The organism is Flavobacterium erigeronis (assembly GCF_054075165.1).
Map to the genome: position 1 here is coordinate 328601 of NZ_JBSKGP010000004.1, position 21994 is coordinate 350594.

At 33.1% G+C, this 21994-nt stretch carries 18 protein-coding genes and 1 pseudogene; 4 read left to right on the top strand and 15 right to left on the bottom strand.

Annotated features, from left to right (window positions below; translation table 11 throughout):
* Positions 1 to 80 precede the first annotated feature (80 nt).
* The 4 genes from ACWA1F_RS10320 to ACWA1F_RS10335 form a co-directional block, all read right to left on the bottom strand.
* A complete protein-coding gene (locus tag ACWA1F_RS10320) occupies positions 81 to 677 on the bottom strand; it encodes a recombinase family protein (RefSeq protein ID WP_456893677.1) in 597 nt (198 codons plus the stop codon).
* Between the two features lie 283 nt (positions 678 to 960).
* Positions 961 to 1596, bottom strand: a complete 636-nt coding sequence (locus tag ACWA1F_RS10325) for a hypothetical protein (RefSeq protein WP_456893678.1) — start codon at positions 1594 to 1596, stop codon at positions 961 to 963.
* Between the two features lie 503 nt (positions 1597 to 2099).
* Entirely contained in the window at positions 2100 to 3260 is a 1161-nt protein-coding gene (locus ACWA1F_RS10330; RefSeq protein ID WP_456893679.1) for an IS3 family transposase, read from the bottom strand.
* An 18-nt stretch (positions 3261 to 3278) separates the two neighbouring features.
* Positions 3279 to 4385 carry an IS3 family transposase gene (locus ACWA1F_RS10335; RefSeq protein ID WP_456893680.1) on the bottom strand — a complete coding sequence of 369 codons (1107 nt, stop codon included), beginning with the start codon at positions 4383 to 4385 and terminating at the stop codon, positions 3279 to 3281.
* A gap of 424 nt (positions 4386 to 4809) precedes the next feature.
* Here ACWA1F_RS10335 and ACWA1F_RS10340 point away from each other — a divergent pair, with 424 nt between their 5' ends.
* Positions 4810 to 5763: a hypothetical protein gene (locus tag ACWA1F_RS10340; RefSeq protein WP_456893681.1), complete on the top strand. Its 954-nt coding sequence runs from the start codon at positions 4810 to 4812 to the stop codon at positions 5761 to 5763.
* 137 nt (positions 5764 to 5900) lie between these two features.
* On the opposite strand, the pseudogene ACWA1F_RS10345 reads toward ACWA1F_RS10340, so the two are convergent.
* The 3 genes and pseudogenes from ACWA1F_RS10345 to ACWA1F_RS10355 form a co-directional block, all read right to left on the bottom strand.
* Positions 5901 to 7325, bottom strand: a pseudogene (locus tag ACWA1F_RS10345) (YifB family Mg chelatase-like AAA ATPase); the annotation flags it as partial.
* A 75-nt stretch (positions 7326 to 7400) separates the two neighbouring features.
* Entirely contained in the window at positions 7401 to 7811 is a 411-nt protein-coding gene (locus tag ACWA1F_RS10350; protein ID WP_456893682.1) for a hypothetical protein, read from the bottom strand.
* Positions 7812 to 7824: 13 nt separating this feature from the next.
* A complete protein-coding gene (locus tag ACWA1F_RS10355) occupies positions 7825 to 8799 on the bottom strand; it encodes a Gfo/Idh/MocA family protein (RefSeq protein ID WP_456893683.1) in 975 nt (324 codons plus the stop codon).
* Between the two features lie 315 nt (positions 8800 to 9114).
* Between ACWA1F_RS10355 and ACWA1F_RS10360 the strand changes: the two genes are divergently transcribed.
* Positions 9115 to 10431, top strand: coding sequence for an ammonium transporter (locus tag ACWA1F_RS10360; protein WP_306158778.1), 1317 nt, complete (start codon positions 9115 to 9117; stop codon positions 10429 to 10431).
* Between the two features lie 348 nt (positions 10432 to 10779).
* Here the strand turns inward: ACWA1F_RS10360 and ACWA1F_RS10365 are convergent, their stop codons facing one another.
* The 3 genes from ACWA1F_RS10365 to ACWA1F_RS10375 form a co-directional block, all read right to left on the bottom strand.
* Positions 10780 to 12861 carry a protein-disulfide reductase DsbD family protein gene (locus ACWA1F_RS10365; protein WP_456893684.1) on the bottom strand — a complete coding sequence of 694 codons (2082 nt, stop codon included), beginning with the start codon at positions 12859 to 12861 and terminating at the stop codon, positions 10780 to 10782.
* Positions 12861 to 14171 (bottom strand): tRNA lysidine(34) synthetase TilS, encoded by a 1311-nt coding sequence (tilS, locus tag ACWA1F_RS10370; protein WP_456893685.1) that lies wholly within the window; start codon positions 14169 to 14171, stop codon positions 12861 to 12863. Before tilS ends, ACWA1F_RS10365 begins: the two co-directional genes overlap by 1 nt.
* 279 nt (positions 14172 to 14450) lie before the next feature.
* Entirely contained in the window at positions 14451 to 15737 is a 1287-nt protein-coding gene (locus ACWA1F_RS10375) for an anthranilate synthase component I family protein (RefSeq protein ID WP_456893686.1), read from the bottom strand.
* Positions 15738 to 16036: 299 nt separating this feature from the next.
* Here ACWA1F_RS10375 and ACWA1F_RS10380 point away from each other — a divergent pair, with 299 nt between their 5' ends.
* A complete protein-coding gene (locus tag ACWA1F_RS10380) occupies positions 16037 to 16411 on the top strand; it encodes a DoxX family membrane protein (RefSeq protein ID WP_306158786.1) in 375 nt (124 codons plus the stop codon).
* Between the two features lie 63 nt (positions 16412 to 16474).
* Here the strand turns inward: ACWA1F_RS10380 and ACWA1F_RS10385 are convergent, their stop codons facing one another.
* The 5 genes from ACWA1F_RS10385 to ACWA1F_RS10405 all read right to left on the bottom strand — a co-directional run bounded on the left by ACWA1F_RS10385 (position 16475) and on the right by ACWA1F_RS10405 (position 20294).
* Entirely contained in the window at positions 16475 to 17017 is a 543-nt protein-coding gene (locus ACWA1F_RS10385) for a lipocalin family protein (RefSeq protein WP_456893687.1), read from the bottom strand.
* A 169-nt stretch (positions 17018 to 17186) separates the two neighbouring features.
* Positions 17187 to 18590: a dihydrolipoyl dehydrogenase gene (lpdA, locus tag ACWA1F_RS10390; RefSeq protein ID WP_456893688.1), complete on the bottom strand. Its 1404-nt coding sequence runs from the start codon at positions 18588 to 18590 to the stop codon at positions 17187 to 17189.
* Positions 18591 to 19087: 497 nt separating this feature from the next.
* Positions 19088 to 19387: a type II toxin-antitoxin system RelE/ParE family toxin gene (locus ACWA1F_RS10395; RefSeq protein WP_456893689.1), complete on the bottom strand. Its 300-nt coding sequence runs from the start codon at positions 19385 to 19387 to the stop codon at positions 19088 to 19090.
* Positions 19368 to 19613 (bottom strand): hypothetical protein, encoded by a 246-nt coding sequence (locus ACWA1F_RS10400; protein ID WP_456893690.1) that lies wholly within the window; start codon positions 19611 to 19613, stop codon positions 19368 to 19370. Before ACWA1F_RS10400 ends, ACWA1F_RS10395 begins: the two co-directional genes overlap by 20 nt.
* A 222-nt stretch (positions 19614 to 19835) precedes the next feature.
* Positions 19836 to 20294 (bottom strand): Lrp/AsnC family transcriptional regulator, encoded by a 459-nt coding sequence (locus tag ACWA1F_RS10405; protein ID WP_456893691.1) that lies wholly within the window; start codon positions 20292 to 20294, stop codon positions 19836 to 19838.
* Positions 20295 to 20687: 393 nt separating this feature from the next.
* Between ACWA1F_RS10405 and ACWA1F_RS10410 the strand changes: the two genes are divergently transcribed.
* On the top strand, positions 20688 to 21914 hold the full coding sequence (locus ACWA1F_RS10410) for an aminotransferase class I/II-fold pyridoxal phosphate-dependent enzyme (RefSeq protein ID WP_456893692.1): 1227 nt from the start codon (positions 20688 to 20690) through the stop codon (positions 21912 to 21914).
* Positions 21915 to 21994: the final 80 nt, after the last annotated feature.

The following is a 21994-nucleotide window of genomic DNA, read 5'->3' on the forward strand; positions in this document are numbered from 1 at the left end:
ATCAAAAAAAAGCCACTCTAAAAAGAGTGGCTTTATATTTATTTATATATCACTTATGGAATATGAGAACTATTTATTCATTAAGTTTGACTCATTATCTTTTTAATCTTAACTATAGTATTATTTGATAAATTGGTAATTGATGCAAGTTTTCTAATCGAATAGTTTTCATCTCTAATCAATTCTAAATGTGATTGATTGTATTTTGATAAGAATTGCTGAGGCGTTTCACTAGTATTTAATTGCCTCCCTTTATATACACCTTTTGTCTTAGCTATTTTGATGCCCTCTTTTTGTCTTTCTAATAAAGATAGTCTTTCCATTTCGGCAACATTACTTAAAACATCTGTTATTATTTTAAATATGTGATTAGGCTTATTCTCTACCATCGAATTAAGTCCAATATTTTCCACAAAAACATTGATACCAAGTGTACTTAATGTATTTAATGTCGTTTGAATATCATAAGCATTTCGCCCTAACCTATCAATTGAATGCACTGCTAGGCTATCAATTTTTTTGTTCGAAATATCTGCAATCAATCTTTTTGCGCTTGGACGATCAAAGAAAGGGATTGATCCACTACACCTATCAATGTATTCTTTATGAGCAGAACTTAACTGTCTATCAATATTTTGTTCACTAGTACTAACTCTTATATATTTTGCCTGTTGCATGGTCTTTGTTTTTATGATGTAAATGTAATAAATTATATAATACTGTATCATTTTTAGGGTGGTTATTTTTAACACTACACAAGCCCAACAAAATCATTAAAATTTGAATTGAAATTGCACCAAGACTAACCTATACCCTAATTTAGATACAATCTGTAAAAGTCATGTCTGTAGAGTTATAAGTTCAATTACGGATGTATCAATTAATACCTTATAACGAACTATTTGCTAAATGAGTAGCAAAACACATAAACCCTTAAAAAACAGCCGTTTTCATTTTTTATTAAAAACCATATTTCAAAAGAAAGTCTTGTCCCGCTTTATTTAAACCATGATATTCATACTCATTTTCTATCGGACTTCCGTGTTTAAAATTGCTATTCATAATACGGTGATACCCTTTTATTTCTCTCCCCGTTAAAACCAATCTTTTACCACTCTTTCTTTCTTTAAGTGTTAAATCATAACGTATAATATTATAAAGCTTTTCATCTGCTAACTTTTCAGCCTTTTTAAGATCAAGTACTACCCCAATATTGAATATGTCTTCAAGACCTTTTTCCATCTTGATGAAGCCCAGTTGATGTAGTTTGGTAAAATTCAAGTAATAGTATAGATTTGAATGTTTTCTCTGCGCTTTTTCAACTATTTTCTTTACTCCATTTACCTCAACTTTTATATGTATGAGATTTAATGCCTCTAACTTATCGCGTTCTTTTCTAAAAGTAGGATTTGAAACATTTAAGACCGCAGACAATTCATCACTTAATGTAAAGGAGTAATGCCTTCTATTGAATTTTTTGTGATTATAAAGTAATACTAACAAAAGTGTTTTCTGATTTGAATTACTCAGAATTTTTGATAACAGAATATTTTCCAGAACAATTTCAAAGTCCTGCTTAACATTAATTAAATTCATTTTTTCTATTTTTAAGATTATTTATATACTTACTCCCATTGAAATTTTTTTTCAATGATTCATTTCATTGATCCTTCGTTAAACCGTACTACGCAGGACTTACCAATGTTGCATTGAAATTTTTTTTTAATTATGTAAGTATTTCTATGAAATACTTTTACGGTGAATCACGCTGATTTTTTTTTAAATCTAGCAACCTACTTGAAAAACCGCTTTTCTATCTACTGGGTGGAGTAAAGCATAAGTACTTATAAATAAGCATTATATGAATTCTAAAGAAAAAACAGAGGAAGATTAGCTTTGTCCTATGAGAAGCAACCAAACTGCAACGAGGCAAAAACTCATTTAAACCGTTTTAAGAGACTAAAACAATTTAACATTGTCTAATAATCAAAAATTAATAAAAACACTTAAAAATCGCTTAAAATACGTTTAAAACAACTATAGCATATCAAAATTGAAGCGCATATTAAAAAAACTTATTATTTACAGCTTATTAAACTTTACAGTAAATCATGAGCTTTATCAAATTCTTCGATTGTCATAAAGCCTAAGAATGAATGCCTCCTCTTCTTATTATACCAACTTTCAATATATTCGTGGACATCTATTCTCATTTGTTTTCTAGGCAGGAGGCAATTCCCATTAATCAATTCAGATTTAAAAGACTTAAAAAAACTTTCGGAAACAGCATTATCATTATGATTTTGTCTACGACTCATACTTCGTGTAATACACTTATACGAATCTAATGTCTTAGTAAAAATCTTATTAGCATATTGTACACCTCGATCAGAATGAAAAATTAAACCTTTAGAAACCTTCCTGTTGATGACCGCCATTTCCCAAGCTTTCAAAGTAGTTTGTTTGGTGGTCATTGTGTCACTTAAACTCCATCCAATTATCTTCCTGTCAAATAAATCCATAATAATCGTAAGGTATAAAAAACCTCTTTTGACCTGTATATATGTTATGTCCGAAACCCAAGCTTTAGAAGGCTCAATTACATCAAACCTTCCGTTTAAAACATTTGGATAAATGTAATGGTTATGAATAGAATCTGTCGTCACTCTATATTTTCTTTTAGATCTCCTACGTAGTCCCAACATTTTCATATAATTTAAAACTTGTTGGTTTTGTATTTTAAATCCGCGATTTTGAAGTTCTTTAGCGATTTTGGAGCTTCCATAAGTCTTCTTAAACTCAAAAAATATAGATACTATTTCTTCTTTTAATAAAATTATCCGAGACTCAGTACCTGATAGCTCTTCCTTCTTCCTTCTGTAATATGTAGTCCTAGACACACCTAATGCCTTACACATCTTTAAAATTGAAAATTTATGTTTATTGTTCTCGATGAAATCTTTAGTCATTATTTTTCCCTGAGCAACATATTTACTACCACTTTTTAAAATTTTCAAAGTAAGTTCAGAATCTCGTACCTTTTTTTCAAGATCAGCAATTACTTGTTGTTCTGGCGTTAGTTTTAGATAGCCAGTTCCACAAAAGCTACCTTTCCCAAATTTTATATAATCTTGTCTCCATCTATTTAAGCAAGTTGGAGTAATCCCCAACTCTCTTTCAATAATTAGTATTTGCCCATTACCCCTCTGGAAACTTAATTTTACTGCATGTTCTTTGAAAGCACGATCATATTTTTTCATAATAACTTTTTTTCTACATTAATGCTTATTTTCAATATATTCCATTATTTTTATCTGTATTTGTTTTTTAGTTAAAGGCGTTTGCAAATCAACTATTTCAGATGTAAATGAAGCAATATAGCCTTTTGGCACAATGCCATTTAAGTGATTGCCTGTTTTGCTCATACTTCTTCTAACGCCTTTAAAGGAATTTACTCTACAAGTAAACATCCTATTGGCATATTGAGTTGATCGGTTAGAATGAAATATCAACCCAAACTTTATTTCTCTTGTACTAACTGCCATTTCCCACGAAGGTATTGACGTTTCTTCTGTTGTTAATCCATCACTCAGACTCCATCCAATAATTTTTTGATCAAACAAATCGATTACAACTGTAAAAAACAAAAACCCAGCCAATGTTTCAATTCGGTTTATACCAGAAACCCAAACCCGAGAGGGTTCTCCAACTTCTAAATGACAGTCTATAAGATTCGGAAAAACAAAAGGATTATAAGGAATAAATGGTGTCTCTGATTTGACCTTATTCTTTAAACTATTCTTACCGATTAGACCTAACTTTCTCTTGTAATAACCAACCTGAGAAACAGATAATTTAAAACCTCTGCTTTGTAATTCAGCCCAAATTCTTGCAGTACCATACAGCCCCTTATTCTCGTGAAATATTGCCGTTATTTCTTTCTTTATCAATCCCTTTTGCCTTTGACTTGGATAGAGTAGTTTATCCCTCCACCTGTAATAGGCAAGCACACTTGTACCTAAAACTTTACACATTTTATACAGTGCATATTTATCTAAATTGTCTTCAATGAAATGAAAAACCATTGGTTTTCCTTCAAGGATATGTTTGCTTGCACCCTTATAGATTTCAATTTCAAGCTCCGTATCTTTAAGTTTTTGTTTAAGAATTCTTTTAATTTCAGATAAACTTTTTTCTTCTTCGTTTCTAAAATTACCACCGCCACAAAAACTTTCTTTTCCATATTTTTTAAATTCAGCACACCATTTATAGATATTCATTGTTTTTATACCAAGCTCCTTTGCCACTGTAAAACGATTTGTTTCAAGTGCTAATTTGACTGCATTCATTTTGAAATCGCGATCGTAAACTGTATGTTTTTCCATTTTTCAAAATTCAGATTAATATTCTATTGTGAATTTAAAAAATATAAACAAGATATAAACAACAATATATCAATAACTTAACTACCAAAACCAACTATCTAATATATTTAAAAATGATCGAAAAGATTTATTTTATAGATTATGTCATAATTTCAACTTTTAGCTTGAATTGTGTTGGGTATAACACATTCCCAACCACTTTTTTAATTTAAGTACAGATAAGGTTGAAATATTATTCTATTTAAAAACTAACAAGTCTACTTTATATTTAAAGCAATAAAAGTTTATATTAGCTAAACACAAATAGTTGCTTCTTATAATACAAAATATTAGAAAAACTTTGTATCACTAGTGCAAACCAGAATTTACAAATTACAATAGACTTATAACATTACTTTAAAAAAATTAAATTTTACAAAAAAATATGCTTGAACATATTATAAACGGTTTCGCAATACTAATCACAAAAAACATTCAAGATAGCTTACTATACAACATTATTAAAGACTTTATTTATCCACTACTATTAACATTTTTAAGCGGTATTGTTGCATGGTTTTTATTTCTTAAACAAATTGTAAATGACAAACTAATAGCTAAAAATTCTAAAGAGGAGGCTTTGATAAATAAACTAACATATTTTGCAATGATAATCGATAATGCAATTGAAAATGCAGAAGGACAAAATCTTAAAGTAAGAGAATTAATTAATGAAATAACAAATGAAGGATTACAAAACAGAAATTTACAAAAGCATCCTACTTACGACTTAAATATAATAGCAGAAAAAATTGATAAAGAAAATTATTTACTCTCTTACCTATCTTACTATTCACAAAAAGGAAAAAAAGAAGTTCTAACTGATTTCAAAATTATCGTGGATTCTTGCGGAATTATAAATGATATCTTCATACAAATCAATGAGAATCTAAAGAACATGTATACATTTGAACGTGAAATGCGGGCAGAATTTCATGACTGTGCAAGACAATGCGCAGACCTCTTTGGTAAATGTCTTGTTAATTTAAAAGAGATTGACGATCCTCTATTTTATGACTTATTCGAAATTAGCAAAAAAACAGAAATTTTAAAAAATTATCAAGGTGTGGAAATCATGCCATCTCAATACCAATTATTTTTTAAACCAACTCTGGAACTGTTAGACCGTTATCACTCGATGCATAAGGAATTCGATGAAGATACAGGTAATCTATGGATGGTAACTGTTGAAGCCGTAAACATGTATAATAATTTAGAGTACGAAGTTTCAAGACTAAAAGAAATGCTTGTTAATCAGAATGAATATGTAGATCATCTAATATACCAACTAAAAAACTCAAGCAAACAATTAAGATATGATTTTTTAAACAATAGATAATTATTTAAAAAATTCAAATCTAACAAAAAATACAACCTCGAAACTGAAGTTTTATTATACTAAGAAAATCTTAAAGGAGTAAGGATTAGTTTTATACGCAATTTATATTTGAACTATATGTAACAAAGTTTATTATTCAAAATCCTGTCATAAGCTCTTGCAGAAAGATTTAATCGTTCCATTGCGGTTTTCAATAATGCCTTTGAAGGTTCGTCTAAAACGCAAAACTCTCGAATCAATTTACTACTCATTTGAGCGTTGTAATGTACATTTTCGACCGTTTCAAATCTTTTGGTTTGGATTTCTCTCGCAGCCGTGACGCGTTTACGAATTTCTACACTGCTTTCTGCCTTTCGCTCTTCGGCTAATTTCTCAAATGGAACTGGCGTAACTTCGATATGAATATCAATTCTGTCCAAAAGCGGTCCAGAAATTTTACTCATATAACGCTGCATTTCGTGTGGCGAAGAAGTATTTGGCGCACTCGGATCGTTAAAGAATCCGCTTGGACTTGGGTTCATACTTGCCACGAGCATAAAAGACGAAGGATACGTAATCGTAAATTTAGCTCTCGAAATGGTCACTTCACGATCTTCTAAAGGCTGACGCATTACTTCTAAAACATCACGTTTAAATTCTGGCAATTCATCCAAAAACAAAACGCCATTATGCGCCATCGAAATTTCTCCTGGCTGCGGATAACTTCCTCCACCGACAAGTGCGACATTAGAAATTGTATGGTGCGGACTTCTAAATGGCCGTTGGTTCATTAATCCGACTTCTTTTAATTTTCCTGCCACGCTATGTATTTTAGTGGTTTCCAAAGCTTCACGCAAAGTCATAGGCGGTAAAATACTCGGAACTCGTTTGGCCAGCATCGTTTTTCCTGCTCCCGGCGGACCAATTAAAATAATATTATGTCCGCCCGCTGCTGCAATTTCCATACAGCGTTTAATGCTTTCTTGTCCGCGAACATCTGAAAAATCATGTTCAGGAAAATCTAGCGTTTTGTAGAATTCTGCTCTTGTATCGATAACCGTTGGCTGGAGCGTTCCTCTTCCTGAGAAAAAATCAATGATTTCTTTTAGATTTGAAACTCCGTAAACCTCTAAACCAGCTACAATTGCCGCTTCTTTTACATTTTGAATCGGAAGAAAAAATCCTTTGTAACCTTCTTCTTTGGCTTTTATGGCAATAGGCAAAGCACCGCGAATGGGCTGCAGACTTCCGTCTAAAGAAAGTTCGCCCATAATGATATACTGCTCAATTTCAGGAGCTTTTATCTGATCTGAACCGACCAGAATTCCCATTGTCAAAGTCAAATCATAAGAAGAACCTTCTTTTCGAAGATCTGCCGGAGCCATATTAATAGTAATTCGCTTTCCTGGCATCTTATAGCCATTATTTTTGAGCGCCGCCGCAATTCTAAAACTACTTTCTTTTATCGCACTATCTGGAAGACCAACTAAATGATATCCAATTCCTGCATCCATATGAACTTCAACTGTAATCGTTGTCGCCTCAACACCAAATACGGCACTTCCGTAAACTTTTGTCAACATAAATAAATAAATTCTTATAAAAAGTAAAAGTATTTAATTAAATACGAGTACAAAACATTTTTTGTAAATATTTTATTACTTTTTATTTAAATCATTTTCTATATCAAGCCATTTTTGATCTTCTAAATCTTTTTCATAATCAGACGTACCTTCAAAACCATATTCTTCAAGTTTTTTTAAATAAGGAGTATAATCAAAAAATGGTTCGTTCCATCCTTCTACTTCCCAAGTATCTTCAATTACTGTAGCTAGCCATCTTGGCGGAGGAGAATATTTCTTAAAATAATCTAGTTTTTGTTCAGTTGTTTTAAGATTCTCTACAAACCAAATGTAAAGACAGTCGCAAAATTCGTCACCACTTCCCATTCTCCAAAAAATACTATAAGGATGTGAATCTTCTTTGAAAATCCATTGAGGAGGCACTTCTCCATATTTTTCAACAAACTCATTTATTTTATTTGCAAGATATTCTGTTTTCTCAATCATATAATTTTAATTATTAAAATGGTAACTCAATCTGATTCTTAACCTCCTCCACAATCCTACTCAAATCTAAACAATTCTGATGTGACCAAAACTCACTTTCAATTTCATTATTCAAAATACAATTCTGGCATTCAATAATTTCATGAGAATATCCTTTTCCTAAAGTCGGCAAAGTAAAAACAGCTTCTTTTCCTTCATTTTTCAATAGAGAATAACCGTCTGCAACAAACCACGGCGCATTTAATTCTATTCGTCCTTCTGTTCCAGTAATAAAGGCTTTCATGTCAGAATCAGAAACTATAGAAGCGTGAAGAATTGACTGTCCCGATTCGTATTGCAGAATCATCGAAGTCTGCAAATCAATATTGTTTTTATGTTTGATGGCGCTCGCTAAAATCTCTTTTGGATTTCCTAATACTATATAGGAGAGAAATAACGGATAAACTCCAATATCAAATAAAGCGCCGCCACCCAATTCTTTATCAAAAAGTCTTTTATTTTCTATTTCACTTCCGTGAAAGGCAAAATCGGCTTTTATATAGTTGACGTTTCCAATTGCTCCATTATTGATTTTGTGCAAAACATCTTGAACCGATGGTATAAATCGTGTCCAAAATGCTTCCATAAAAAATGTATTGTGCTTTTTAGAAGCCTCAACCATTCTTTCTGCATCGTTATAAGACAATGCCATTGGCTTTTCGCATAAAACGTGTTTGCCATTTTCCATTGCTTTTATAGACAATTCGGCATGAGAATTATGAGGAGTTGCGATATACACAATTTCTACCTCTGGATCTTCAAAAAGCAAATCATAGGAATTATACATTCTTAAAACATTGAATTTTCCGCCAAACTGCTCTGCTTTAGAAAAATCTCTGGACGCAACTGCCGTCAAATCAGCATTTTCAATCAACAACAAATCAGATGCAAACTGACTTGCAATATTTCCAAGTCCTACAATTCCCCATTTAATTTTTCTATTTTCCATTCTTATATAATAATCACCAAAATTGTTAAAAAGATTAAAAAATATTCTTTACAACAAACTCCAGACGTTTTTTAAACAACAAATATCTATTATCCTACAAAAAATAGCAATCAATTACCCCAAAAATTATCAAAAATGACGTTAAGTGAAAAAAGAATGTTGCTAAATTGTAAATTTTAAGTTTGTTTTAAGAAATCTACGCAAAATGATAGGGGTTAAATTTTAAATTTAACAAAAATTAAACACATACCCCTATTTTTTTATGGGGTATCAAATCATTTTATACTTTTATAAAAAATTTAAAACTAAATAACTATGCGAAAAATTATTTTAAGTGTGATTCTTATCACGATTTTAGTACTAACCTTTATTTCGAACTTTATCATTGCAGACAACCCAATTCCTGCAGAAGCTGTAAAGTTTGATACGGGAGATACTGCCTGGATGATCGTTGCAACTGCATTTGTATTGTTAATGACACCTGGATTAGGATTTTTCTACGGAGGTATGGTAGGTAAGAAGAACGTAATTAGTACTATGCTTCAAAGTTTTATGGCAATGGTAATTGTTACTATTCTATGGACAGTTGTTGCTTTTGGATTGGCTTTTGGACCAACAATTGGAGGAATTATCGGAAATCCGTCTTATAATTTATTCTTTGAAGGAGTTGGAACCAATACAGCATGGAGCCTTGCACCAACAATTCCATTTATTTTATTCGCATTATTTCAGGCAAAATTCGCCATCATTACTCCTGCATTAATTACAGGTGCTTTTGCAGAACGTATCCGTTTCTGGGCTTATTTGCTATTTATGGTTTTATTCATATTATTGATATATACTCCACTTGCTCACATGACTTGGCATCCTGATGGAGTTTTCTTCAAGATGGGAGTTTTGGACTTTGCTGGAGGAACAGTGGTACACATGAGTGCTGGATGGGCTGCATTGGCTGGAGCTATTTTCTTAGGAAAAAGAAAAGTTCAAAAAGCAAATCCTGCAAGAATTACATATGTATTATTAGGAACAGGTTTACTTTGGTTCGGATGGTTTGGTTTCAACGCTGGATCTGCTTTAGGAGCAAATGGTCTTGCTGCTCAAGCTTTAGGAACTACAACTGTTGCTGCCGCAGCAGCTGCAATGGCTTGGGTTTTCCTTGACAAAATTTTAGGACACAAATTATCTGCTCTTGGAGCTTGTATCGGAGCTGTTGTAGGTCTTGTTGCTATTACACCTGCTGCTGGTTTCGTAAGTATATCTCACGCTATTTTCATCGGTTTATTCTCTGCAATTGTGAGTAACATTGTAGTAAGCAAATTCCCTAAAGGAAAAATCGACGATGCTCTTGACGTATTTGCTTGTCACGGTGTTGGTGGTATGGTAGGTATGCTTTTAACTGGAGTTTTTGCTTCAAAAGCAATCAACCCTGCTGTTGGAGATAACCAAGGTCTAATCTTCGGAACTCCAACTTTATTCATTAACCAATTAACTGCTTTGGTTATCGTTTCAATCTTTGCTTTCGTAGCTTCTTATGCTTTATTCTTCATCGTTAACAAAATTACACCACTAAGAGTTTCTGAAGAAAAAGAAGAACTAGGATTAGACATCTCTCAACACGGAGAATTCTTATAAGAATAAATTCCCTTCTCACATTACTTGATAAATAAAAAAGCACTCTAAATTTGACTTAGAGTGCTTTTTGCTTTAATAGATTCCTTTAAAACGTTTTAAAGAGTATTACTAGTGCGATAATAAAAAACTCTAGCAATACAGTTAATTCCTTTTTTGTCCCCCATAAAAAAACGCTCTAAATATTTAGAGCGTTTTTTGTTTGAATTAACCTTTTATTATTATTTTAAATTTTAGATTGTAGGTTTCAGATTGCCTATAGAGTGGTTTAATATTCTATTTCTAATTTTCTAATTTTCTAATTTTCTAATTTTCTAATTTTCTAATTTTCTAATTGACTAATTGACCCAATTACTTAAAATTAGCAATCCCTTCTTTCAACCATTTTAAATATTCATCAGCGCTTACATAGCTAATTGTTGGTTTAGAAGCATTCATATTATTTCCTTCTAAATCTGTAATTACATACAACGGTTGTGTATTAGTTTTATATTTAGAAATCATAAAATCAGTCCATTTGTCACCAACTGTAATAATTTTGTCTCCAGCTTCAGTTGTAAATTGCTCTTCTTTTGGCAATTCACGTTTATCATCAACATAAAGCGAAACCAGAACCACATCATTTTTTAGAATTGGTAAAATTGCTGGTTCAGACCAAACATTGTTTTCCATTTTTCTGCAATTTACACAGGCATAACCTGTAAAATCAAGCATAATGGGCTTATTGATTTCTTTCGCGTAAGCTAATCCATCTTCGTAATCATGGAAAACCATAATTCCGTGCGGGCCTAATTCTGCTCCTTCTGGAAGTCCTTTTCCTGTTTCTGCAGAAACAGCTCCATTTCCTGATCCACCAACTCCAAAAGGACTTTCACTATACGTAGACGGAGGAGGAAAAGCACTAATTAATTTTAAAGGCGCTCCCCAAAGTCCTGGAATTAAATAGAATGTAAACACTAAAGTCAGTAATCCTAAATACAGTCTTCCAACAGAAATATGGTTTGTCGGACTATCGTGAGGCAATGTAATTTTTCCGAATAAATATAAAGTCAAAGCTCCAAAAATAGCAATCCAGATTGCGATAAAAACTTCTCTTTCTAAGAAATGCAATTGTAAAACTAAATCGGCATTTGATAAAAATTTGAATGCTAAAGCCAATTCTAAAAACCCTAAAACTACTTTAACCGTATTCAACCATCCGCCAGATTTTGGCAATGAATTTAACCAACCTGGGAACATCGCAAATAACATAAATGGAAGCGCTAATGCTAATGAGAAACCTAACATTCCAACAATTGGAGCTATTCCACCGTTTGAAGCTGCTTCAACTAATAATGTTCCAACAATTGGCCCTGTACAAGAGAACGATACAATTGCCAAAGCCAAAGCCATGAATAATATTCCGATTAAACCGCCTTTGTCGGCTTGCTGATCGGCTTTGTTTGCCCATGAATTTGGAAGCATAATTTCAAAAGCTCCCAAGAAAGAAGTAGCAAAAATGATTAAGATTACAAAGAATATTAAGTTAAACCAAACATCTGTAGACAACGCATTTAAGGCATCGGCACCAAATATTTTAGTCACAATAAGACCTAAAACAACATAAATAGCAATAATAGAAAAACCGTAAATAATTGCATTTCTAATTCCTTTAGCACGGCTTTTACTTTGTTTCGTAAAGAAACTTACTGTCATCGGAATCATTGGGAAAACGCATGGTGTCAATAATGCCGCAAATCCTGATAAGAAAGCAATAAAAAAGATTGACCATAAACTTCTTGCAGGCGCTGGAGCAGGAATTTCTTCTTTTGCTGTTTCTGCTGTCTTTTCAATTTTTGGCTGAACTGCTTCTTCTGTTTTAGCAGTATCAACAGCCAAACCAACTACTTTAGTTTCATCAGCTTTAACCTCTGTAACTACTGGAACTTCACTCATTTTAAAAGTAGAAGGAACTGCAATAGAGAATTTCTTGCTTGAGTTGATACAAACTTCTTTACAAACCTGAAAATCAAAATCTACATCGACCGTTTTCAAGTTCGGGTTAATGATTTTAATTTCTTGCTCGATGTGTGCTTTTCCTTCAAAGAAAGTTTCATCTACACCAAAAACATCATTAAAAGCGGTTCTGGTTTTGCCTTCTTTCGCTTTCCCAACCAGTTCGTAATTTCCTTTTTGATTTTTAAAACTAATTTCTAATGCCAAAGGTCCGCCGTCTGGTGTAAACTGCGAATACATGTGCCAGTCTTTTTCGATTGTTCCATCAAAAATCAAAACGGTATTGTTTCCTTTTTTCTCAATTTTAGAAGTCCATTTCACTGGCTCTAAAATTTGCGCATTACCTTTTGCAAAAGCAAAGAAAAACAAGAAAAGTAAAATGGTTTTAGTCCAAACGTTTTTTGACAAACTTGTCTGAAGATTTTGAGTAAAGTTCATTATTGTATTTCTATTTTAAGTATTTTATTTGTGGTTTTTTCTATTTTAAAACGTTCGTCCTGTCTCATTCCGACAACCCAGACTATTTCATTTTCAGAACATAGAATCCAAGTTTTTTCTTTTTCAATCAATGATAATTTTTCATCTTTAAAAAGTTTGCTTACTTTTTTAGATTTTCCATTCATTCCAAAAGGCTGAAAAACATCTCCTTCTTTCCATTTACGCAAAGTCAGAGGAAACTGGATTTTGTCGGAATCAACAAATATAACTTTATTTGATCCGAATGTTGTGTGACCTACGTTACAAAGACTCATTTTTATGGGAAAATTAACTTCTGTATCGTTTTCACCAATTTCATATTCTTCCTTTTCTGACGTTTCAGAAAACGGACTCAAAATCAGTGTTTCTCTATTTTTTAGCAATCTAAATTCCTCAGAAAGAACTTGTTTTCCAGACTGTCCTTCAACCAAATCGTAGATATCATTCCATGCAGAAAATCCAAATTCATTCAGCCATTGGTACAAATACGATTTATAATTAGGCAGTTTTTTTAATTGATTTAAATCGAAATGAATATCATCGCCTGCTTCTTTTGCCACTTGCTGATAAATCATAATTGAAGCATCTTCAACCATTTCTTTTGATTCTTGAAGAAAGGACTGCGTTTTCTGAAAAGCATCCAAAAAATTAGGATTGATCTCTTTTAAAACTGGAACTAAATTATGGCGAATTTTATTTCGAAGATATTTAGTCGAGGCATTACTGCTATCTTCACGCCATTCTATTTTATTTTCTTCTGCATATTTCAAAATCTCTTCTCTTGAAAAAGACAAAAGCGGACGAATAATTTTATCGTTTTGTTCTGGAATTCCAGTTAAACCTTCCAATCCCGTTCCTCGCGTTAAATTGATGATAAACGTTTCCAGATTATCATCTGCATGATGCGCCGTCAGAATATAATCGAAGTTTTTTTCTTCTAAAAGCTCGTAAAACCAGCTGTAACGAAGTTCTCTCGCTGCAACTTGAGTCGATAATTTATAATCTTTAGCGAAAGCTTCAGTATCAAAATGAGTGGTAAAAATCGGAATATTGTTTTGTTCGCAATAGTTCTGAATAAATTCTTGATCGCCAAAACTTTCCAATCCGCGAAGTTGAAAATTGCAATGTAGAACTGCAATTTCATAAGGCATTTTATTCAATAAATGCAATAAAACCATACTGTCTAGCCCACCACTTACAGCCAGAAAAAGTTTTTTTTCGGCTAAAAATGGAAATCTCGAAACGATATGATTTTGGAATTTTAAAAACATCTGATAAAAGTAAAGAATAAGTTTTGTTTATTTTTCAAACGAAATGTTAAGCGCGATATTTTTATTAGCCACGAATTCACGAATTATTTTTATGCTGATGGCGCATATTTTCTTTTGCCACAAATTACACAAATTCCCACAAATTATTTCTTCAACTAAATAGCTACATATTAAAAGAATTAAAATGATTTAAAATCTGTGGAAATCTTTTTAATCTGTGGCAAAAAAATATGTTCAATCTACGAAAAAAAATAATTCGTGAATTCGTGGCTATTTTTTTTATCGCAAAACTTCATGCATTGCCTTCGCTTTCAGCAGGCATTCTTCATATTCTTTTTCGGGAATAGATTGTGCTGTAATGGCGCTTCCTACCGAAAATGAAACATATTTATTTTCCTGATTGTATAAAATACTCCTGATTACGACATTAAAATCAAAATCTCCATCTGGTGTAAAATAGCCGACTGCACCGCTATAAAGACCTCTTTTGGTTTCTTCCATATTTTCGACAATTTCCATTACTGAAATCTTCGGCGCACCTGTCATGCTTCCCATTGGGAATGTTGTTTTTAAAACATCTACCGCAGAATATTGCGGATCTAATCTTGACGTAATTGTAGAAATCATCTGATGTACCTGCAAAAACGAATAAATTCCGCAAAGTTCTTCAACCACTACAGAACCTTTTTGCGAAGTATGTGATAAGTCATTTCGAACTAAATCGGTTATCATGATGTTTTCAGCTCGTTCTTTTGCATCTGAAGCCAAAATATTTTTTGATTTTTCATCTTCAACCGGATCTGCAAAACGTCTCGAAGTTCCTTTAATTGGCTGCGAAATAATCTTCTCTCCTTCCTTTTTCAGATAACGTTCTGGTGAAGCCGAAAGCAGATAGTGTTTGTAATTTTTAAAGAAAACCGAAAAAGGAGGCTGTGAAATTTCATTTAGTTTCTGAAATTTTTCTAACGGATTTATAATAGCATTTTCAGCATAAAATTCCATGCAGAAATTAGCTTCGTACATATCTCCAATATGAATATGTTCCAGCATTTTATTTACTTTCTGAATATACAATTCTTTAGAAATGCGTTGTTTCACTTCGACTCCGCTCAGTGTGACAAACGTTTCAGTTTGAGTTTTTACGATTTCCTCAAAATCATCTTCAACCTCATCATCGCAAAGCATTAAATATTGAATTTCAAGTTCATTGTCTTTCAAAACAAAAATCTTTTTAGGCTGAAAGAAAAACAAATCTGGAAAGTTCAAACCATCAAAATTATTGGATTGAAGCTTTTCTACATCATTCTTTAAATCATAAGAAAGATGTCCAAAAAGCCAGTCTTTAGTATTTTGCTGATATTGTTTTAAATCTTCAAAAGCATTGTAATAATCGGTTTTTAAAGACGTAAAAGCATCTACTGCCAATATGCAGTCAAAACTCGAATACTGCTGCGGATAAGAATTGCTGTCTAAAAAAACGACTTCGCGAAATTGCTGCGCCCAACTTAAAAGCTGCTCCTTAAACAGTTTCGGATTGGCAATATTTTTATGGATGGAAACTCTCAAAAATGGTAATTTTAAAGGTCAAAATTACGACAAAATTATTTCATTACCAGAAAGCAAAAAAAATAATCAAATGATTTGAATCTGATTGCAAAACTGTTAAAAAGACATACTTTTTATAAGAAAAAATTCGTTATATTTGATATACAATTAGATTAATTCTAAAACAGCCTTGATTTGATTGTAAAATCCTTAAAAAAGAACCTCAAAAAACATAATTTGTGATTCTACTTTGAGCTTTTAGATTGCATCTTTTCCAATAACTTAATTATATTTTTTAACCCTAAAAAATCCTAAGTATTATGAAAATTGCCACCATTATTGTCCGCGTTTTAATTGGCCTTTTGCTGCTTTTTGCCTCTATCAGTTACTTTTTTCACTTGATGCCTGAACCTGAAACTACAGGAAATTTTAAAGCTTTTAATGTAGGTTTAATGGCCGCAACTTATTTGATGCCTTTAGCAAAATCAATTGAGCTGCTTTGTGGAATTGCATTTGTAACTGGGCGTTATGTAACTTTAGCAAACGTCTTGATCTTACCTATTACGGTAAATATTTTGTTTATCAATTATTTTCTTGCACCCGAAGGCTTGCCTATTGCCGTACTTTTATTTCTAGGAAATTTATTTTTGATTTACAGATACTGGGATAATTATAAAAGTGTTTTTACAGCATAAATCATTTTTAAATAAAAACAAAAAGTCCGTCCCGATAGATTAACGAGACGGACTTTTTGTTTTCTAATTCACCTTATCGTGTTTCACCCAAACCAAATCGGTTACGTTATACCCAATTTCCTGAGCTTTGATAAGAAAATCTGCTTTTACACTTTCTGGAATTGTTTTTTCTCTAGAAAGTATCCACATGTATTTTAAACTTTCTCCGGCCACAAGCGCATATTTGTAATCAGGATCGATTGCAACGACATTGTAACCAGAATAAAAAGGACCAAAAAATGAGACTTTCAGCATACCAATATTGTCTTTTTTGACAAATCTAGCTTTCCCGACACTTTGTTCCCATTTGTCTTTTTTGACATTATAGCCCTTATTATCGACTTTTATAGTTTTATCTTCATTCAAAGAATACTCGGCTGTTACATTGTTCAAATCTCTTTCCCATTTGTAATCTAATCTGGCAATTTCATACCATTTTCCGAGATATTTCGCGCTGTCAAAGTTTGTTACAGCTTTTGCATTTTTTGGAATTCCGCCTCCGCATGAGCTTAATGCGATCCCAATACCTGCTCCAATTAGAATTGGAACTATATATCTATTTTTCATAATCCTATCTTTTTAATAGTCATAAAGATAGCACCAGAATTACAAATCTAATTTACAAAATTATTTTTGATTATTATATGATCCAAAGCTTAAATTTTAAGCACAAAAAAAACGTCCCGTCTCGTCAAATTCTGACGAGACGGGACGGTTTATATATTTAAACGCTATTTTATACGTGTAAAGCTCTATTTTCTGTAGCTGCCAATGCCGCCTCTTTTACCGCTTCCGCGAAAGTTGGGTGCGCATGGCTCATTCGAGAAATATCTTCAGCAGAAGCTTTAAATTCCATTGCAGTAACCGCTTCAGCAATTAAATCTGCTGTACGAGCACCAATCATGTGAACGCCTAAAACTTCGTCTGTTTTTTCGTCAGCCAAGATTTTTACAAATCCATCTAAGTCAGCACTTGCTCTTGCACGCCCTAAAGCTTTGAATGGGAAACTTCCAGATTTGTATTTCACTCCTGCAGCTTTCAATTGCTCTTCTGTTTGTCCAACAGCTGCAACTTCTGGCCAAGTGTAAACTACACCAGGAATTAAGTTATAATCGATATGCGGTTTTTGACCTGCTAAGATTTCAGCAACCATTACTCCTTCTTCTTCCGCTTTGTGTGCTAACATTGCTCCACGAACAACGTCACCAATTGCGTAGATGTTTGGAACGTTAGTTTGTAAATGATCGTTTACCTCAACTTGTCCTCTGTCTGAGATTTTAACTCCTGCTTTGTCAGCGTTTAATCCGTCTGTGTAAGGACGACGACCAACAGAAACTAATGAATAATCTCCTTCTAAAGTAATTGTTTCTCCTTTTGCATTTTCAGCTTGAACCACAACAGCATCGCCGTTTCTCTCAACTGATTTTACTTTGTGAGAAACGTAGAATTTCATTCCTTGTTTTTTCAACACTTTAGTTAATTCTTTAGACAATGAACCATCCATTCCTGGAATGATTCTGTCCATGAATTCAACCACAGAAACCTGAGCTCCTAAACGCAAGTAAACTTGTCCAAGCTCGATTCCGATAACTCCTCCTCCGATGATAACTAAGTGTTTTGGAACTTCTTTTAAAGCTAAAGCTTCAGTAGAAGTAATGATTCTTTCTTTATCAATTTTGATGAATGGTAAAGAAGATGGTTTTGATCCTGTAGCAATTACAGTATATTTTGCTTCGATAGTTTCTGATGTTCCGTCTGCTTTTGCAACAGCGATGTGCGTTGCGTCTACGAAAGATCCTAAACCATTGAAAACAGTGATTTTATTTTTATCCATTAAGTAGTTGATTCCACCTACGGTTTGATCTACAACTGCTTGCTTACGCGCGATCATTTTCTCTAAATTGATTTTTACATCTCCAGAAACTTCGATTCCGTGATCTGCAAAATGAGCAATTTCAGCATAATGATGAGAAGATGATAATAATGCTTTTGAAGGAATACAACCTACGTTAAGGCAAGTTCCTCCTAATGAATTATATTTTTCTACAATAGCAGTTTTGAAACCTAATTGTGCGCAACGAATTGCTGATACATATCCGCCAGGACCTGAACCTATAATGACTACGTCAAATGAACTCATAGTTTATCTATTTTATTTTAAGCGTCACAAATTTAAGGAATAAAGTTTTGTTTAAAGTTTAAATTCCAATGTTTTTTGTGTGAAATTTTGAGGTTTTGTGGCGCAGAGATTCGCGGAGGTTTTACGCGAAGCTTCACAAAGGTTTTGTTTTTCTTGGGCTGTTTTTTTTTGCCACGAAGGCGCTAAGACGCGAAGTTTTTTGATTTTAGTTTCGATGTAAAGATCATGAAGGCTTTTTTAATCGCGCAAAGACGCTAAGGCGCAAAGTTTTTTTTAAAAGTTAATAATTGCATCCAGCTTTAGCTGGATGCAAATTATGGTGGTCTTAAAAAGGCTTTAGCCAAACTTTATGAGTTTTGGCTAAAGCCCTTATATTTCAAATCTTAATTCCTCCAGCTAAAGCTGGAAGCAATTCAAAAACTTTGCGCCTTAGCGTCTTTGCGCGATTAAAAAAACTTAGAAGCTCAGCATCTTAGAAGCTTAGAAGCTAAAAAAAATTACGGTTTTCTTTCAGGATTTCTTGAAGTGTGAAATACCGAATAAATGATTATTTCTGTTTCAATAATCTCATATATAATCACAAATGGAAATTTAACCAACGTCATCTCTCTATAACCTGGCTCTTTTTTTATTGCAAATAATTCTGGATTTGTTTTTAAAACTTTTAGATAAGATCTTAAATAAGTTAGAAATTGTTTTCCTAAGCTTTTACTTCTGCTTTCATAAAATTCGATAGTTTCGTCAATTTCTTTTTCTGCTAATGGTAAAATTTTGACCTTAAAAACCATACTTCGCATTCAAACGCTTTTCAGCTTCTTCCCACGAACTTGCTTCAACATCTCTTGAAAGATATTTTTCTCTTTCTTCGGCAACTAAATTATAGTGCGAATCTGGAACAACAGATTGTTTTTCATCCTGCTTTATGGCATCAAAAACGCTCTCTAAAATTTCTAATTTAGAATCATCATCAATGAACTTCCCAAAATCATTTATAAGCTTACGTCTTAATTCCTTTACTTCCATTTTACTTGCATTTTACGTCCATTTTGGAATCAAATTTAAGATTTTTAAAGTTTGAATTATGTTAAGAAATTTTATTTTTTTGCTCGCAAAGGCGCAAAGTTTTTTAATCGCCAATCTTTGTAGAGTTTCTCGCGGAGATTTCTCGTTCCTCGAAATGACAAAAAATACGTTCAACACTACAAGAAAAACCTTAGAGCCTCAGCATCTTAGTACCTTAGCTCCTTAGAAAGAAATCACCGTCGAATTCTTCACCTCACTAATCATAAACATGCTTTGTGTGCTTCCGATGTGTTGTAACGAAGTCAGTTTGGTTACTAAAAATTCTCTGTATGCTTCCATATCTTTCACTAGAACTTTCAGGATATAATCATAATCGCCGCTTACATGATGACATTCTAAAACTTCTGGAAGTTTTATGACTTCACTTTCAAATTTCGTGAGAAATTCTTTGGTATGCTGAATGAGTTTTAAATGGCAGAAAACCACAAATCCTTTTTCAATTTTGGATTTATCTACTAAAGCAACGTAGTTTTTTATAATGCCTTCACGTTCCAATTTTTTGATTCGTTCGTAAACTGCTGTTACCGAAAGATTCAATTTCAATGATAGTTCTTTATTTGTCTTTTTACTATCGGTTTGAAGTAAAAGGAGGAGTTTTTTATCTATTTCGTCTAATGTCATGGTTATGTCATTGCGAGGAACGAAGCACTCGAGCGCAAGCGAACTGAGCGTTAGCTAATCTCATCCTCTGGTTAATTTTATTGTTTGTTCTTAAATGAAAGAAAATCTACAGAATTGTATTCTGACTATCAAATTTAGATTAAAAATCATTTAAAATTAATTTTTATAGTTTTAAAATCCAATTATTAGATTAAAGGTTGATTAATTATCTAAACCATTCTTTCTTTGACAAAGATTTCTTTTGAAAACGAGTGCTCTAGCCCTGATGGTAACGGCATCCTTTTATGGTGGGGTTCACCATAAAAGATAAAGTGGACAGCAGGAAACAGCTCCTTAAAAAAAATAAATAACTAATTAGAGGGCGATTGCTTCGTTCCTCGCAAAGACAGAAAAATGAAAGACTTTAACCCAGCAGATAAAATTCAGGATTTACAATACTTTGGCGAATTTGGCGGCGTGAATCCGTCGATTTCTGATTCTTCGACTTATACTTTTTTATCGGCTAAAACTATGTTTGATACTTTTGAAGGCAATATGGAAGGCTGTTATTTGTATTCGCGCCATTCTTCGCCCAGTAATTTGTATTTGGATCAGGCTTTGGCGGCGATGGAAGGAACGGAAACGGCAAATGTTTCGGCTTCGGGAATGGGCGCGATTACGCCTACTCTATTGCAGTTGTGCGGTGCGGGCGATCATATTGTTTCGAGCCGAACGATTTATGGTGGAACGTATGCTTTTCTAAAGAATTTTACGCCCCGATTTGGCATTGAAACGAGTTTTGTAGACATCACTAAATTGGATGTTGTGGAAGCCGCAATTACTTCTAAAACTAAAGTTTTGTATTGCGAAACGGTGAGTAATCCGTTATTGGAAGTGGCTGACATTCGCGGTTTGGCAGCAATCGCTAAAAGACATAATTTAAAGCTGGTTGTCGATAATACGTTTTCGCCATTATCAGTTTCTCCAGCAAAATTGGGCGCTGACATTGTGATTCATTCTTTGACAAAATATATTAACGGAAGCAGTGACACGGTTGGCGGTGTGACTTGCGCTTCGAAAGAATTTATTAATTCGTTAAAAAATGTAAATTCTGGTGCGAGTATGCTTTTGGGGCCCACTATGGATAGTTTGCGTTCTGCGAGTGTGATGAAAAATCTAAGAACGTTGCATATCAGAATTAAACAGCACAGTCATAATGCGCATTTTTTGGCTGATCAATTTGAGAAAGACGGCTTAAAAACGGTTTATCCTGGATTGAAAAGTCACCCGAGTCATGAATTGTACAAAACGATGATAAATCCTGAATATGGCTTTGGCGGAATGCTGACGATTGACGTTGGCACTTTAGCGAAAGCGAACGAATTAATGGAGTTAATGCAGGAAAGAAATTTGGGTTATCTGGCGGTGAGTTTAGGTTTTTATAAAACATTATTCAGTGCGCCGGGAACTTCGACTTCGAGTGAGATTCCGTTAGACGAACAACAAGAAATGGGCTTGACAGATGGTTTAATTCGTTTTTCTATCGGATTAGATAATGACATCGAGCGCACTTATGAGATGATGAAGGATTGCATGATGGAACTTGGCGTCTTAAAAACAGAAACACTTCTCTATAAATAAATTTGCAAGATTTTTTTAGTAGTTTGTTTGAATCCGCTGGAGATTTTCTCTAAGCGGATTTTTTTTCTAATTTCAACAAA

Excerpts from the sequence above, each read along its gene's own strand:
- ACWA1F_RS10320 (WP_456893677.1), bottom strand. The coding sequence starts at position 677 with ATGCAACAGGCAAAATATATAAGAGTTAGTACTAGTGAACAAAATATT.
- ACWA1F_RS10325 (WP_456893678.1), bottom strand. The coding sequence starts at position 1,596 with ATGAATTTAATTAATGTTAAGCAGGACTTTGAAATTGTTCTGGAAAAT.
- ACWA1F_RS10330 (WP_456893679.1), bottom strand. The coding sequence starts at position 3,260 with ATGAAAAAATATGATCGTGCTTTCAAAGAACATGCAGTAAAATTAAGT.
- ACWA1F_RS10335 (WP_456893680.1), bottom strand. The coding sequence starts at position 4,385 with ATGGAAAAACATACAGTTTACGATCGCGATTTCAAAATGAATGCAGTC.
- ACWA1F_RS10340 (WP_456893681.1), top strand. The coding sequence starts at position 4,810 with ATGCTTGAACATATTATAAACGGTTTCGCAATACTAATCACAAAAAAC.
- ACWA1F_RS10350 (WP_456893682.1), bottom strand. The coding sequence starts at position 7,811 with ATGATTGAGAAAACAGAATATCTTGCAAATAAAATAAATGAGTTTGTT.
- ACWA1F_RS10355 (WP_456893683.1), bottom strand. The coding sequence starts at position 8,799 with ATGGAAAATAGAAAAATTAAATGGGGAATTGTAGGACTTGGAAATATT.
- ACWA1F_RS10360 (WP_306158778.1), top strand. The coding sequence starts at position 9,115 with ATGCGAAAAATTATTTTAAGTGTGATTCTTATCACGATTTTAGTACTA.
- ACWA1F_RS10365 (WP_456893684.1), bottom strand. The coding sequence starts at position 12,861 with ATGAACTTTACTCAAAATCTTCAGACAAGTTTGTCAAAAAACGTTTGG.
- tilS (WP_456893685.1), bottom strand. The coding sequence starts at position 14,171 with ATGTTTTTAAAATTCCAAAATCATATCGTTTCGAGATTTCCATTTTTA.
- ACWA1F_RS10380 (WP_306158786.1), top strand. The coding sequence starts at position 16,037 with ATGAAAATTGCCACCATTATTGTCCGCGTTTTAATTGGCCTTTTGCTG.
- ACWA1F_RS10385 (WP_456893687.1), bottom strand. The coding sequence starts at position 17,017 with ATGAAAAATAGATATATAGTTCCAATTCTAATTGGAGCAGGTATTGGG.
- lpdA (WP_456893688.1), bottom strand. The coding sequence starts at position 18,590 with ATGAGTTCATTTGACGTAGTCATTATAGGTTCAGGTCCTGGCGGATAT.
- ACWA1F_RS10395 (WP_456893689.1), bottom strand. The coding sequence starts at position 19,387 with ATGCGAAGTATGGTTTTTAAGGTCAAAATTTTACCATTAGCAGAAAAA.
- ACWA1F_RS10400 (WP_456893690.1), bottom strand. The coding sequence starts at position 19,613 with ATGGAAGTAAAGGAATTAAGACGTAAGCTTATAAATGATTTTGGGAAG.
- ACWA1F_RS10405 (WP_456893691.1), bottom strand. The coding sequence starts at position 20,294 with ATGACATTAGACGAAATAGATAAAAAACTCCTCCTTTTACTTCAAACC.
- ACWA1F_RS10410 (WP_456893692.1), top strand. The coding sequence starts at position 20,688 with ATGAAAGACTTTAACCCAGCAGATAAAATTCAGGATTTACAATACTTT.